General features: G+C 36.0%; 14 protein-coding genes. 12 read left to right on the top strand and 2 right to left on the bottom strand.

Annotated features, from left to right (window positions below; translation table 11 throughout):
* The first annotated feature begins 15 nt into the window (after positions 1–15).
* The 7 genes from J2Z37_RS09665 to J2Z37_RS09640 all read left to right on the top strand — a co-directional run bounded on the left by J2Z37_RS09665 (position 16) and on the right by J2Z37_RS09640 (position 6,068).
* Complete coding sequence (locus tag J2Z37_RS09665; protein WP_245203692.1) at positions 16–1,035, top strand: ATP-binding protein; 1,020 nt, start codon at positions 16–18, stop codon at positions 1,033–1,035.
* Positions 1,032–2,573 (top strand): hypothetical protein, encoded by a 1,542-nt coding sequence (locus J2Z37_RS09660; RefSeq protein WP_209810047.1) that lies wholly within the window; start codon positions 1,032–1,034, stop codon positions 2,571–2,573. Before J2Z37_RS09665 ends, J2Z37_RS09660 begins: the two co-directional genes overlap by 4 nt.
* Before the next feature lie 403 nt (positions 2,574–2,976).
* Complete coding sequence (locus tag J2Z37_RS09655; protein WP_209810046.1) at positions 2,977–4,044, top strand: tyrosine-type recombinase/integrase; 1,068 nt, start codon at positions 2,977–2,979, stop codon at positions 4,042–4,044.
* A gap of 140 nt (positions 4,045–4,184) precedes the next feature.
* Positions 4,185–4,508 carry a DUF3895 domain-containing protein gene (locus J2Z37_RS09650; RefSeq protein WP_209810045.1) on the top strand — a complete coding sequence of 108 codons (324 nt, stop codon included), beginning with the start codon at positions 4,185–4,187 and terminating at the stop codon, positions 4,506–4,508.
* A 98-nt stretch (positions 4,509–4,606) separates the two neighbouring features.
* Positions 4,607–4,801, top strand: a complete 195-nt coding sequence (locus J2Z37_RS09645; RefSeq protein ID WP_209810044.1) for a DUF4083 domain-containing protein — start codon at positions 4,607–4,609, stop codon at positions 4,799–4,801.
* A gap of 150 nt (positions 4,802–4,951) precedes the next feature.
* A complete protein-coding gene (locus J2Z37_RS26235) occupies positions 4,952–5,209 on the top strand; it encodes a YhjD family protein (RefSeq protein WP_483413495.1) in 258 nt (85 codons plus the stop codon).
* A gap of 61 nt (positions 5,210–5,270) precedes the next feature.
* On the top strand, positions 5,271–6,068 hold the full coding sequence (locus tag J2Z37_RS09640; protein WP_209810043.1) for a hypothetical protein: 798 nt from the start codon (positions 5,271–5,273) through the stop codon (positions 6,066–6,068).
* A 137-nt stretch (positions 6,069–6,205) separates the two neighbouring features.
* On the opposite strand, the gene J2Z37_RS09635 is transcribed toward J2Z37_RS09640, so the two are convergent.
* A complete protein-coding gene (locus J2Z37_RS09635; RefSeq protein WP_209810042.1) occupies positions 6,206–6,481 on the bottom strand; it encodes an HU family DNA-binding protein in 276 nt (91 codons plus the stop codon).
* 167 nt (positions 6,482–6,648) lie between these two features.
* Here J2Z37_RS09635 and J2Z37_RS09630 point away from each other — a divergent pair, with 167 nt between their 5' ends.
* Complete coding sequence (locus tag J2Z37_RS09630) at positions 6,649–7,824, top strand: hypothetical protein (RefSeq protein WP_209810041.1); 1,176 nt, start codon at positions 6,649–6,651, stop codon at positions 7,822–7,824.
* Between the two features lie 194 nt (positions 7,825–8,018).
* Here J2Z37_RS09630 and J2Z37_RS09625 read toward each other — a convergent pair whose 3' ends face one another.
* Positions 8,019–8,366: an MreC domain-containing protein gene (locus J2Z37_RS09625; RefSeq protein WP_209810040.1), complete on the bottom strand. Its 348-nt coding sequence runs from the start codon at positions 8,364–8,366 to the stop codon at positions 8,019–8,021.
* Between the two features lie 363 nt (positions 8,367–8,729).
* Here J2Z37_RS09625 and J2Z37_RS09620 point away from each other — a divergent pair, with 363 nt between their 5' ends.
* The 4 genes from J2Z37_RS09620 to J2Z37_RS09605 are packed head-to-tail and all read left to right on the top strand — an operon-like array spanning position 8,730 to position 15,236.
* Positions 8,730–9,287 carry a helix-turn-helix domain-containing protein gene (locus J2Z37_RS09620; RefSeq protein WP_245203691.1) on the top strand — a complete coding sequence of 186 codons (558 nt, stop codon included), beginning with the start codon at positions 8,730–8,732 and terminating at the stop codon, positions 9,285–9,287.
* A gap of 28 nt (positions 9,288–9,315) precedes the next feature.
* Positions 9,316–10,839 carry a class I SAM-dependent DNA methyltransferase gene (locus tag J2Z37_RS09615; RefSeq protein WP_209810038.1) on the top strand — a complete coding sequence of 508 codons (1,524 nt, stop codon included), beginning with the start codon at positions 9,316–9,318 and terminating at the stop codon, positions 10,837–10,839.
* Entirely contained in the window at positions 10,829–11,992 is a 1,164-nt protein-coding gene (locus J2Z37_RS09610; RefSeq protein WP_209810037.1) for a restriction endonuclease subunit S, read from the top strand. Before J2Z37_RS09615 ends, J2Z37_RS09610 begins: the two co-directional genes overlap by 11 nt.
* Positions 11,993–12,023: 31 nt before the next feature.
* A complete protein-coding gene (locus J2Z37_RS09605; RefSeq protein WP_209810036.1) occupies positions 12,024–15,236 on the top strand; it encodes a type I restriction endonuclease subunit R in 3,213 nt (1,070 codons plus the stop codon).
* Positions 15,237–15,419 lie beyond the last annotated feature (183 nt).

Genomic DNA, 15,419 nt, shown 5'->3' with positions numbered 1-15,419 from the left:
CTGGGGAGGTTAAACATGGACACTAGTACAATACAAAATAATCATATGTCATCTTTAAATGATGTGAGACCCAATGTTCCTAAAGGCACGCACCCAGTTGAAACTGGAGAATACCTATTATCAACGAATGCTATAAATCGGTTGTTCGATGAGATTATAGATTGGCTGGAGAATAGAGTTACTGGTGGAATTGTGTATGGGAGACCCAGGCTTGGGAAAACACGTGCAATTGAATACATCCAAAGGTTTATCCCCGATCATTTTGGACAAGAGATCCCTATTTTTCATATGAGATGTAATGAGTACAAAACGGTTAATGAAAACACTTTTTTTGAAGACTTGTTGAAAGCTACGAAACATGGAATCGTCCATGAAGGTAAGGCGAACGTAAAGCGGGAGCGCTTATTGAAATATTTACATGAACTTGCAGTGGCATCTGGACAAAAAAGATTAGTTATGTTTATAGACGATGCACAACGGTTAACGAAGGTTCAATATAATTGGTTAATGGACATTTATAATGAGCTAGATATAGCAAGAGTTACTATGACTGTAATACTGGTAGGCCAAGAAGAACTGTTACATCAGAGATCGGCTTTTATAACTGCTAAACAAGCTCAAATCATTGGCAGATTTATGGTACATGAATATCCCTTCTCTGGTATAAAGTCGGTAGATGACCTTCAAGCTTGCCTTTCTGGGTATGATATAGATTCTGAATTTCCAATAAATAGTGGCTGGTCTTTTACGCGTTATTATTTTCCGGAAGCTTTTCAAAGAGGATTACGACTTGAGCATTATGCAACGGAACTTTATGAGTTGTATAAAGAAACCAGGCGAGAATATGGGATGAACAAGAATTTTGAGATACCTATGCAATATCTCACCCTAGCAATTGAATATGTTCTACGTAAGTATGGAGTCAATGGTTCTGGAGAAGAAGTGATAACTATGGCCCATTGGAAGCAAGCAATCGTTAAATCTGGTTACTTAACCGCAGAGCGTTATAATGGTCTCTTGGGGGGAGCCCAATGACAAAAATCATCGTTCTTGAACACGAAAGACTTGAAGTTCGTTATACATGGAAAAATCACTGGGTCGCAAAGTATGAGTCTGCGTGGAGTGTTTTGGAGAAGTTCAAGTATGCCAACGAACTTTTAAACAATGTACATTTAAATATACTGTTTGGTAAAGATGAAATTCTTCACAAATACAGTCAAAAGGGTAGACCCCGCAGACTAAAGAATTTAGTCGCATTTCGTGATTTAATTACTCTGGATGGTTTTTCCGATGATAAATTTTTTTCGATACTAGGTGTTCGATTAAAAACAGATTCGCAAAATATTATTAAATATTTCTCCTCCCTAAGTCATGCCAATAAAGGATTCAAAGACTTATTTCGTCCTAACTTAACTTATTGTCCTGAATGCATCAAATTCGGGTACCACAGCATTTTTCATCAGATACATTTAATTCAATGTTGTCCATTTCATGAGTTATCTTTACTTTTCCATTGTCCACTTTGTAATGGTGTTATACCTTATGAATTACCTTCTCGTAGATATATTTCCGCCTCAACGTGTAATTGCTTACATCCCTTTTATGCTAATTTACCAAAATATAATTTCTACAAAGAATGGGGTAACAACTTAGTTGAAATAAAAGACTCTAACCTTCAAAAATTCTTGTCTTTAGATGAACAACAGGTAAATGATTTGAATAAAAACATCGTCTTTTACGACAAAAATGTAACTAACAATTGGCCTAAACTTATTTCATACATCAACAGCCTGTTTTTAGATAATAATGAAAATACGATACATAAAGGACATTATATAATCCGATCAATTCCACATGTCCTAAAACTACAAGATAAGACAATTTCAACTTATCAAAAGCCAGATTGGTTTTATCGCGGAGATATTCCAAATATTGAGATTGAAAAAGCACATCAGCAAATTATGAAAGGAATTTGTTTAAAGGTAACATGGCAGTCATCATTAAAAACGTTTCGATCCATTGCTCGACATATTCGACACAGGATTCTCAGAAAGCATAAGTCCTGTATTAAGAAATTATTTCAATTGGATAAATATCAAGGGAAAGTGTGTCCGTATGCATTTTCCTATATTATGTGGAGAAAAAACATTGAAGGAGTAGATCATTACTCGAAATATCGACAATTGAATGTTCCAAATACGTATTTTTTCAATAAAGTGGCTGTGGCATCAAGTGAAGATTTTGAGCACATACATTCGCTTTTCTTATCACTTGATAAAATGTTTCAACTTTATCCAAATAGACTTGGTACAACACAATGGATTTTAAACCATGTATTTGGTCTGCTATTAATGCATCATTTCAAACAGTGGTTATTATTTTCAGAAGACAGCATAAAGCGAGGAGATTTTGAGAATGTGTCATATTTGAATGACTATCCATTATATATAATAAACCATCCAGAAAACATGAGTAAGCCAATTGAGTTTCATGTGTTTAATGAAAACTACCAAGCTGGTGCCATTTTACATTGCCCATTTAACCATGAAAATTGTAATAACAAAAACACATAGCCATATTTCACATTTAATAGCGCCAATTTATGTTGTACAAGCTTCTATAGGTTTCAGCAGCTAAGTACAATTAAAAGTTACTTATTCAAACCCGTTGATAATCAGTCATCGGGCTATTTAAATTGAGTCAAGCAATTTGTCAGATAATTTCGTACCTTGTTTACAAAAAAATGATTTATGTATTCATTTTGTTGTCACTAATGTATATATTGTGTTGTCCACGGAGTACTTTAAATTATTTTTTCAGAATTCGGCTTCTCATTCTAAAAAAACATGGTACTATTAAATGGTAAGTATATCCGAAAAGAAGAAATTTTCGGATAGATATGTAATAATTATAAATAAGACATCATCAGTTAACATAATGTTTTTTATAGAAATTCCGATGGAAGGGGGAGGAATTTTGGAATTAGAAATCCGAAACAAGAATGATTTATCAAATGTTAATGGAATTGATGAATTTATTTCCTTAGTAAAGAATGGACGTTGGAAAGAAATCGATTTCCTCAGACAAGAGTTATTATCAGAAGGGAAATACCTAACTTTTGAAAACTTGAAAGAGGATATTGTCTTTTTGTCTTTCTTCCTATATAACAACAAACAACGTGAGAAGGATTTAACAAAAGGAAGCGAACGGACCTATTTAAATGATCTGCGTCAATTTCTATCCTTCATTGAAAAGCCCTTGTCTGAAATTGGGTACGTGGAATTGGACGCTTATCAAAGATGGGTAGAGGAGAAGTATGCCAAGTCCACGGCCAAGAAAAAATTAACCCTGGTACGATCCCTACTCAAATTTGGTTTTGAACACCAATTTTTTGACCGCGACATGCGAAACTATATCCGGCTACCTAAAAAGGAACGGGCTCGTGTGGAGCGAAAATTAAACTATGAAGAAGTGCAGCGCATTTTAGATGAGGTAAGAGGTCATCCAGTAAAACATCCCATCATTGCTTTTCTTCTATTAACAGGAGTGCGAGTTTCAGAGCTATGCAAACTCAAGTGGGGAGATGTTCACCCCGGATTAAAGGGGCACTTATATGTTCGGATTATAGGAAAAGGAAACAAGGAACGAAAGGTAAGGCTGAGGCAGGACTTGTACGGAATTATACTGCATCACCGCAATTACTTCCGCTTGTCCTTAACCGTAGGTGATAAACCAGAAGAACCGTTACTCGTAAATTCCCAGGTGAACCCACTAAACGATAGGGTTGTCCGATATATGATTGAGAGAGTGGTTAAAAATGCTGGGATTAAAAAATATAAGGGGAATTTTGAAGAACAGAAGATTTCACCGCACTGGTTTCGGCATTCAGCTGCCACGTTTGCCTTGGATGGGGGAGCCAACATCCACGAAGTCCAGACCATGTTAGGGCATTCGGATATTTCAACCACACAGGTCTATCTTCACGATTTACAGGAAGAGAAGGCGAAGGTTGCTAATGATTATATTGGGGGAATACAAATATAATTGAAATCACTCTCTCCATGATAGCAAAGGGATTTAAATTTCCCTACTAATAAAAATGGCTATTCGCTATATGTGGTGGAGAGACGATAAAAACTCCCTCTTTATGCACGAATAGCAATAAAAATATAGGAGTGATCAATTTGGAGCAATTATCTTTATTTGGCATGAATGAAGAATCAACTAAAAAAGAGGAGAAAGCATTTGCTACAGTTCCTAATAAAATATTATCTTTAAACACTGTTTTTCGTATTGCTGTTGACCGTTATCTTTCAGAAGAAATACAAAGCGCGACCCAAATAGCGGAAAAACTTATAGCAGAAGAAGGGGCTCCTAAAGATCGTTTCATATCCGGTAAGCCTAAAATTTATATAGATGTATGTGAGTATTTAGACAGTCTGAATGATGTACAAATTATTGAAAATAAGATGGATAAGACGGATCGCATCTACCAATTAATTAAATAAGGGTGTTTTCGCAAAGTTTGTTGTTTATTGGTATGAAAGTTTTAAGCCTAATTATAATATGTTAGAATTGTTAAAAAGCAGGAGATAGGTGTTATGATATGGAAGGTTTTACTGTAGCTTCGATAGTTTATTTGGGCATAGTTATTGGTCTTATAGCTTTATTCGTAGTTTCCTTCACGCTTTTTATCCGTAGATTACTTATCAATTCTTCTGTTAAAAGTATTCAAACAGATGAGATTGAAAAGAAACTTGATAAAATCATAAGTTTACTTGAAAGGGATAAAAATTCCTAAAAAACGTAGCAAGACCTTATGGTACATATTACGACTTAACAATTAAGGGAGTGTTATCTCAGAAGCTATGCAATTCCCTCTAATGAAGAACTTGAATTTTTAAAACAATATGCATTACTTCCTTTTGTCATCCAGGTATTTTAACGCGATTTGAAGGTAATTAAGGATTCAACTCTTCCGTATATCCAATTAATAAATCAGGCCGTAAGAGGGATCGAGAAGGACTATATAAATGCCAAAAAATCATTAAAGAGAATTGGTATCAAAATATATGAAGAAACCAGATCCGACACGGGTGTTGAATGGAAATATATTTATCGCAGGTATCATCATACATTTGGCTTTCCGTCTCATGTTCTAAAGACAGAGGTTAAGCGATTGGTAGCTTTTTACCTTGGGTGTTCTTAGCATTTAAGACGCCAGTGACGTTAGAGGACATTCAGAAAATTATTTTGAAAGGTTAAGATTTATGGATAAAAAAGAACAAGTATGCTTAGAAGTATGGAATGACAAAATATCAATAAACATTATTGGGATGGAAAAACTAGCATTTGTAGACTATACTCCTGAAATGTACGATTTAATAAAAAATGCTAGATTTAGAATTCCTGAAACGGAAGAAGCTAAAGAGAAATACAAATATCCGTATTCAAATGAATATAATAAAACATTACATCAGATCTCATTTGATTATTATTTCGGGGAAGAATTTCGGAAAGAAGCATACAAGAAGGATTATATAATTGAGCACCTTGATAATGATGGATTTAATTGCTCAATATCAAACCTTTTTTTATTAAAGAAAATCAAAAACACATATAAAGGTTGGAATTTTGACAAGGTGTCAGAAGAAAGCAAACATATTGCAGCGCTTAAGATATATCACGTTTTGGAGAACAGAACATTTCAAATAACTATTGCGTTCAACGAGGAATACCGAAATGCTCACACCGGAAAGTCACTTGGAGAAGTTCGATTACTTTATCCATATAATTATGAAATTGTTTTACAGGATGCTGAACAGATAATCGAAGCTATATCAAATAGAGAAAACATTAACTTTGAAAGATGGAAAGACATCTACAGGTTTAAAGATATTCGTATTGAGTATGCACTTGAATTAGATTTAACTGAAGAAGAGAAGAAACAACCACCTGGTACTTTGGTTATGAAAGATGGTCGGTTCTATATACTTATTGGACAAACGGACACTTCGATTGGACTCATCACCTCAATTCCATATGATAAGAATTGGAGTATTAAATGAAATTAATATGTTCTGTGTCCTGGAGATCGAATCAAACGTAATGATGCCAGGGATCTCTTCTTAGTTAAGAATCAATAGTTTAAAAAAAATAAAAAGGTGACTACATAATATTTTGGGTAGTCACCTTTTGGATATTTTTACTGATTCACACTTTCCTTTAGGGCTTTTCCTGCTGAAAATGCAGGTAATTTGCTAGCTGCAATCTCAATTTCTTCACCAGTTTGAGGGTTACGGCCTTTACGGGCAGCACGTTCACGAACCTCAAAATTCCCAAATCCGATCAATTGTACTTTTTCCCCTTTTTTGAGCGAACTTTCAATAGCTTCAAAAACGGCATCTACAGCTTTTCCGGAGTCCTTCTTGGTCAATTCTGCTTTTTCAGCCACATATGCAACAAGATCTGTTTTGGTCATTATTAATTCCTCCAAAGATTCAAGTCTACATTAATATACATGAAATCATATACTAAGTTAACTATGTAGTGTATAGGTCTTCTATAGCAATAAAAATTGGCCTAACGTTTATTATATAATTCCTGTAAACTAAGAAGTGAAATCACAACTTTCTATTAGAGGTATTTATGCTAGAAAATGTAGTTAGTACGCTTTTATCTTCTCCTATGTTCAATCTTTCGTTATCTTCAAAGGAATTATTCCATAGTAATTTTTTATCCTGGGTATTTTCCCTTTATAAGGACGAATCGCTACCTTACTTGAGACAATTTATAGCTGATTTTGATCAGCGTTATTCTCTAGTACGTATAAAAAGAGAAAAAAAGAATAAGGACTTGACGCTTTATTTCGAAGACGATAGGGGTCGAAGCAAGGTCCTTTATATTGAGAATAAAGTCAAAAGCATTCCGGTGTTTGCCCAATTGAAGGAATATTCGCAGGGTAGTATGGCTCATGAATACTTTCTTTTGTTAAGTCTTTCTAGGCCCTCATTTTTTAATGAAGGCCAATTAAATATCGGCAATGTAACCTGGAAGTATCTAAGTTACGGAGAGTTAGCTGACAATCTACAGAATTTAAGTTTGGTTATACGAAAAAAAAATCTATACCATGCCAATATTCTAGAGGATTATATTTCTTTTATTGGGTGCCTCCATCAAATTGCTGTTGAAATTGATATCCAAAAGGATACATATAATTTATATACTAAGAATTCGATTCTTCCTCAACTAAAACAGCTAAGGCTGCATGACTTCTATATTAAGCATAAACATGCGATGTTAGCTAATGCATTTTTTCAAGCTATAGGCAATAGGATACCTGATATTAACCTCGTGCCTCCTAAAAAACATTGGGAAGAGGGAAAATACCAAGAAGTATTTGTAGGGACTGGTTACACAAATGGGAAAGGTCTTAGTGAAGTAAAGTATGTTATCGACATGGAAGATAATTATCCAGTAATTTTAGGTATCCAAGTACAAGGGGATCAATTTCGGTTATTTTTAGAAGCGAAAAAAAGAGCCGCTTTTTTAGCCAACGAACTTTTGGACAAAGGATTATGGTTTAATTTTTTGGAGGCAAAGCAAGTTAATACTTTTGGTTCCTTAGAATACCCTACCAATAAGGGGAAAAAGTTCAACACGTATTCAGGAACCTTCATGTATAGAGCTATTAAAATAGGGAATTGTCGATTCGACCATTTAGTTGATTTAATAGTTACGTACATTAGATACATACATAATCACCGAGAGCAGCTAGAAGACTTTATTAAAACTAGGCAGTTGGCCCAGCACTCTTCTTTTTAGAGTCCCAAAAGTTGAACGAAGGAATCCCCTTCAAAGGGATTTATACTTCCTATCAAACGAACCGAAATGATACAATCAAAAGTACATTAACCCCTGCTGTACTTTGCACAAGACGTATCTTTGATCTAGATACGTCTTTTTTATATCCTAGGACTTGCTTCTTTTATCCCCATGATAGGAAATCATCGTTATTGTTATAGGAAGATTTGAACCTCATTATGCACGATAGTCTTACATAAAGGGCACTGAAACCATCCTGCACCGTCACCGTGAAGTCTTACTAATTTAGAATCTGCGTCCCAGCATTTTGAGCAAAAAGGTTCATTAACTCCATTTTTAAAGTACATATTTCCCTTAAAAGTAAGGTTTTCGACAGTTTTCAACTTTTCCTTTAATATTCTGTTTTCTTCTTTAAGTTCATTCAATTGTTCAATAACATTCATAGCTTCATACTGTAAATCGAGAATTTTTCTATAAAGTTCAATGTTATCGGCCTTTTGAACTATTTCTCCAATAGACTTAATATCGCCGATTATACCCATTTATCCCACGTCCTTTTTTTACATTATTATACAATAAATACCCAGGAGTGGTTAAATGGCAATAGTATATTAACCTAATTTTATAAATAGCTCATTTTCCATTTAAAGTATTTGGAAACTTGCAGTTGAAGCAATATGACTCAGATGCAGCCAACCCACAAATTCAATTCGATTAAGTGATCACCGCCTAGAAGTATGGGGGAATATACATATGGTACTCGATGTAATGGAGATATTTTGAAGAAATGGTAATTGACCAAGACAATAAATGGTTTTATAATAGGTTTAATTGACTAAGACAATAAATATGTTTAGGGATGTGATTCGTTGTTTGGGCTGGAATATATTCTTAGCGTATATAACATGCAACATGTTGAACTTGCCGAAAAGCTAGGAATAAAGAAACAGAACATTAATCTTTGGATTAAAGGGAAACAAAACATTCCTAAAAAATATTTACCTATTTTAGAGGAGATTTTTGGTTTAAACCAAGATTATTTTGTTACGGAATTAACTGAGATCGATAAACTAGAAATTCAAAAAGAAAAGCTGAAACGTGATCTTAATCCAGTTATAAAAAAACATGAGATGCAGTTCATGATTGGAGAAATTAACGATCTTGTTGAGGTCCCTGTCTATGATAGAGAAGAAATCAATACATTAGAACGTCAGATTGAAAAGGCAAAGCTCGTTTCTAGATTTAAATCAGCCATAGAAATTGTGGATGCTCATCCATATATAGATACTTTCAAACTTATGGTGGAATTGCTAGAAAAAGCCCAACATGAAGGTATGCTTCATAAAACCATTGAAGCATTAGCCCATTATTTAGAGGTTTTGCCTGACTGGGTATCTTCAGGGCCAGAGCAAGAGGAGTTTGAAAGTGCAATATTTGAGGTCTTCGATGACCATAATTATTGATTTATACAAATAATGGGGGGAAATAAAAATGACAACTACGACAGCTAATGTTGGATTTGAAGAAACGTTATGGAAAGCAGCAGATAAATTGAGAGGCAGTATGGACTCTGCTGAATATAAGCATATTGTACTAGGTCTTATCTTTTTAAAGTACATCTCAGATAAATTTGAAACGAAATATAATGAGCTTTTAGAAGAAGGGGATGGCTTCGAAGAAGACCGTGACGAGTATGAATCTGAAAACATTTTCTGGGTTCCCGCTGAAGCTCGTTGGGAATACATAAAAGACCATGCCAAGGATACAAAGATTGGCCAAATTATTGATGATGCGATGATTTTAATTGAAAAAGAAAACCCTACATTAAAAGGGGTGTTAGACAAACGGTATGCCCGTCCGGAATTAGATAAACGCCGATTAGGAGAGTTAATTGACTTAATCTCTACTATTAAATTACATGCTAACGGTGAAAAAGATTTACTTGGACGAGTTTATGAATATTTCTTGGGCAAATTTGCGAGTGTAGAAGGAAAAGGCGGGGGCGAATTCTATACCCCAACCAGTGTAGTTAAAACTTTAGTAGAAATGATTGAACCCTATGAGGGGCGCATTTATGACCCTTGTTGTGGAAGCGGTGGAATGTTCATTCAAAGTGAAAAATTTGTTGAAGAACATCAAGGGAAAATCGGAAACTTGTCGATCTATGGACAGGAGTTAAACTCAACAACATGGAAACTGTGTCGCATGAACCTAGCCATTCGGGGATTGGATGCCAATTTAGGTACTGAACATGCGGACACTTTTCATAACGATTTACACCGCACATTAAAGGCAGATTATATCTTAGCCAATCCACCATTCAACATTAGTGATTGGGGCGGAAGCCAATTAGCGGATGATGTTCGATGGAAATATGGAACACCTCCAGAAGGGAATGCCAACTATGCCTGGTTACAACACATGGTTTATCATTTATCACCAAATGGCGTAGCAGGGATTGTTCTTGCAAACGGGTCTCTGAGCTCTAATACTTCCAATGAAGGAGAGATCCGGAAAAATTTAATTGAAGCAGATTTAGTGGATTGTATCGTAGCCTTACCTGATAAGTTATTTTACTCCACAGGGATCCCAGTATGTTTATGGATACTCAATCGAAACAAAAAGGAACATGCTACATTCCGCAATCGCGAGCATGAAATCTTATTCATTGATGCTCGGAACTTGGGAACCATGGTGGATCGACGCCACCGAGAATTGAGCAATGAAGAGATTCATAAAATTGCAGACACTTATCACAACTGGCGTAATGTAAATGGAAAATACGAAGATATTCAAGGATTCTGTAAAGCAGCCAAAATTGAACAGGTTCGGGAGCATGAATATGTAATAACTCCCGGCCGTTACGTGGGGATCGAGGAAACTGAGGATGATGGGATTCCATTTGATGAGAAGATGGAGAAATTGACAAGTGAGTTAGGAGAGCTATTTGCTTTGTCACGCCGCCTAGAAGAGGAGATTAGAAAAAATCTAGGGGGGATTGGATATGGGTTTTAAGGATTCATGGAAACAGTTAAAGTGGGGCGATATTGTTACGCTTGAATATGGAAAAGCATTAAGAGGCTATAAAGAGAAGACTAGTGGTTATCCAGTTTATGGAACCAATGGTCAAATAGGATTTCATAATGAGTTTCTTTCTAAGACACCGGGAGTAATAATTGGTAGGAAGGGTGCATATAGAGGAGTTCATTTTTCAAAAAAGCCCTTTTATGTAATTGACACTGCTTTCTATATTAAGCCTAGGAATTTGGACGAGCTAGACTTAAGATGGGCTTATTATGAATTGTTAACAAAGGACATCAATAGTATGGATAGTGGTTCGGCTATCCCATCTACCAGTCGAAATGATTTTTATGCGCTTCCAGTATTCCTCCCACCTCTAGAAGAGCAAAAATCCATAGCAAATATTCTTTCATCCCTCGATGAAAAAATCGAAACCAATAACCAAATTAACATAAAGCTAGAAGAAATTGCACAAGCGATATTCAAACAATGGTTTATTGATTTTGAATTTCCAAATGAAGATGGTAAGCCCTATAAGTCTAGTGGTGGAGAAATGGTCGAAAGTGAACTTGGGATGATACCTAGAGGGTGGAAGGTTGGAAAGTTACTAGAAATCGCTGAAATATTGATGGGACAATCACCTAAATCAGAATTCTACAATACTGAGGAAGATGGGCTACCTTTTCATCAGGGAGTAAGCAATTTTGGTTATCGATATCCAACTCATAGCACATTTTGTACCCAGGCGCTCCGTGTAGCAAAAGAAGGAAGTATCTTAATTAGCGTACGTGCCCCCGTTGGGAGATTAAATATTGCTGATTCTGAATTAATAATAGGTCGCGGTTTGGGAGCAATAAATTCAAAGAACAACTGTAATTCTTATTTATACTATCTATTACAAAAAACCTTTGAAGTGGAAGATAGATTTGGGTCAGGTACTATTTTTAATTCAATTACTAAAAAAGAACTCGAACATATTAAAATTTTAATTCCACGGGCTGAATTAATGGATTCATTTGATAATATCGTAAGAAATCTTGATGAACAAATACTTATTTATACTAAAGAGATTAGAGTTCTATCTAATCTCCGTGACACCCTTCTCCCCAAACTCTTGTCTGGAGAAATCAGAGTACCAGCGGATTAAGAAATTCCAAAACGCGAAAGGAGGCAAGCCAATGAGCCTATACGAAAATTTCACCGAAGACCTTCTAGAAGAGGCTGTTATCGAAATTCTCCAAGAAATGGGCTATGATTATGCGTTTGGCCCAGAAATCGGTCATGATGGAGAGAGACCCGAGCGATTGGATTATCGAGAAGTCATTTTAGAGCAACGGCTTCGTGATGCCCTTTTTAAGCTGAACCGAGAACTGCCCGATGAAGCGATAGAAGAGGCGTACCGAAGAATTATTTCAGCTAATAGTCCATCTTTAATCGAAAACAATCGACAGTTCCAATCCCTTCTGGTTGAAGGGATTGACGTCACTTTTCGCAAGAATGGTGAAATTAAGACGGAAAAGGCAATCATTGTAGATTTTGATCACCCGGAACGAAATGAGTTTCTAGCAGTGAATCAGTTTACGGTAATCGGAAGTGAAGAACGTAGACCCGATGTACTCATCTTTATTAATGGTATTCCATTTGTGGTCATTGAATTGAAATCTGCTTCTGATGAAAATGTCGGGTTAGAGAATGCCTACAATCAGATTCAAACCTATAAAGAGGACATCCCTTCATTATTTCATTACAATGCATTCTGTATATTATCTGATGGGATTAATGCGAAAGCCGGGACAATTACATCCAATGAAGAACGCTACATGAATTGGCGTAGCGTCGACGGGGTAAATATTGAACCACTTGAAATGCCGCAGTATGAAGTAATGATTCGTGGGATGCTAGATCAAAAAAGGTTGTTGGATACCATTCAAAATTTTATCTTATTCCAAGAATCAAATGATCCTGAGGTTGATGAGGAAGGAAAAAAAATCGGAGAAAAGAAAAGCATCATTAAGATTTTAGCAGCCTATCATCAATATTTTGCAGTAAAGAAAGCGGTAGAAAGTACGAAGCAAGCAACCGCTGAACAAGGAGATCGAAAGATCGGGGTGATTTGGCATACCCAAGGATCTGGTAAAAGTTACTCCATGGTCTTTTATACAGCAGCATTAGTAAGAGAATTAAACAATCCGACGATTGTCGTCATTACTGACCGCAACGACTTGGATGATCAACTTTATACCACTTTTGCCAAATCAGAAGATATTTTACGCCAAAAACCAAAACAAGCGCACGTTCGAAAATTAACGGAAGAACAGAAGAAACAACAAACCAAAGATAATGCGAAAGAGTTGAACGGATTGTTCGACCTTTTAAATGATCGTCAATCTGGAGGCATTATTTTCACTACCATCCAGAAGTTTAAACCTGAAGAAGGCGAAATGCCTGTTTTAACAGATCGGAAAAATGTCATTATTATCGCGGATGAAGCTCACCGCAGTCAGTATGGATTAGAAGCGAGAACAGATAGTAAGACAGGCGAGGTGAAGTATGGTTATGCAAAGTACTTACGTGATGCCCTGCCTAATGCTTCCTTTATTGGATTTACTGGGACGCCCATAGAGTTAGAAGACAAATCAACACCTGCTATATTTGGGAATTATATCGATATCTATGATATGACCAGAGCGGTTGAAGATGAAGCCACCGTTAAAATCTATTATGAAAATCGGATTATCAAATTAGAATCGGATGATGAAGAACTTAAGAAAATTGATGATGAATTTGAAGAAATCACAGAAGGTCAAGAAGACAATGATCGTGAAAAGTATAAATCAAAATGGTCTCGCCTAGAAGCCGTCGTAGGTTCCCCAAATCGGGTGAAAATGCTCGCCAAAGATATTGTGGAACACTATGAAGAAAAGTCTAACACTATTTCCGGAAAGGCTATGATTGTTTGTATGAGTCGGAGAATTTGTGTTGATTTGTATGATGAGATCGTTAAGCTTCGACCTGAATGGCATAGCGATGATCTTGATAAAGGCGTAATCAAAGTTGTCATGACGGGAAGTGCTGGTGATACTGACCGGTTACAAAAACATATTGGCGGGAAACAACGACGTGATACATTAGCCAGACGGATGAAAGATAATGGCGATGAACTGAAAATTGTAATCGTTCGAGATATGTGGCTAACAGGATTTGACGTCCCATCCATGCATACCATGTATATCGACAAGCCGATGCAAGGGCATAATTTAATGCAGGCGATTGCCAGGGTAAATCGTGTATTTAAGGATAAAGCGGGCGGTGTAGTTGTTGACTATATTGGTATTTTAGAGAGCTTAAAAAAAGCTTTAAAACAATATACAGATAGCGATAAGAAAAACACGGGGATCGATACCGATTCAGCCATCGCTGTCATGCAAGAAAAATTAGAAGTACTACATGGTATTTTTCATGGATATGACTATTCTGCCTATATGGGAGCTTCACAAGCTGCAAGAATACGAGCCATTACAGGCGGGATGAACTTTGTCCTTGGGTTAAAAGAGAAGCAACAAAAAGAGTTTAAACAATTAACTATTGAATTAGCCAAAGCGCATTCTCTATGTGCTGCAACTAAGGAAGGAAAAGACTCTGCTCTTGAAGTCAGTTATTTCAAAGCAGTGAAAGCGAGTCTTGCTAAACTAGAAAGTAAGAGTCCACAGAAGAAGTCAAAAAAAGAGATCGAAGCTAGAGTTAACCAAATGCTAGAGCGTTCCCTTATCTCTGAAGATGTTATCGATGTTTTCGATACACTCGGATTCAAACAACCTGAAGTCTCTATTCTATCAGAGGAGTTTCTGGAAGAAGTACGTCATCTTCAGCATAAGAACTTAGCAGTAGAAATGTTGAAAAAGCTGCTTGAAGGTAACTTAAAGGTAATGGAGAAAAGAAACCTTGTTAAATCAGAGAAGTTCTCTGAAAAACTAAAAAAGGCATTAAACAAATACCGCAATCAAGCGATTACTAATGCTGAAGTCATTGAAGAACTTATCCGAATGGCTAAAGAAATGAAGAAAATGAAGGATCAAGAAAATGATCTTGGGTTAAACGAAGACGAGATTGCTTTCTATGATGCTTTGACAGCCGATGTTGCCATTAAAGAATTTATGGACGATGAAACTTTAAAGAAAATAGCCCTTGAATTAACCAGTGCCATTAGGGGGAACCTCACCATTGATTGGAGTATTCGAAAGAGTGCTCAAGCAGGGATGAGGAAAATCATTAAGCGGTTGTTAAAGAAATACGACTATCCTCCAAACCAAGCCAAACACGCCCTTGAGGTTGTAATGAGGCAGGCTGAATTAATGTGTGGGAATAATACACCTTTTGATTTAGAATTCTAACATCAAGGTTTGAAGTAATTTGTGCTTTTTAATTCAATATTTACCAGCGTCTTGATTGTTCTGAATTAAATTAATATTGGTAAGGTAGTCTAGGTTCTTTTATCCAGACTTTGTTTTTTGCTAATGAAATGTAGGTGGAAGTGAATGAAAAAAGAATCCTTGATGATGAAAATCAGAATTGTG

Origin of the sequence: Ammoniphilus resinae (assembly GCF_017873965.1) — a bacterium.
Classification (GTDB): domain Bacteria; phylum Bacillota; class Bacilli; order Aneurinibacillales; family RAOX-1; genus Ammoniphilus_A; species Ammoniphilus_A resinae.
Note: the sequence above shows the minus strand (reverse complement) of the source record. Positions and strands in the feature narration are given on the sequence as shown.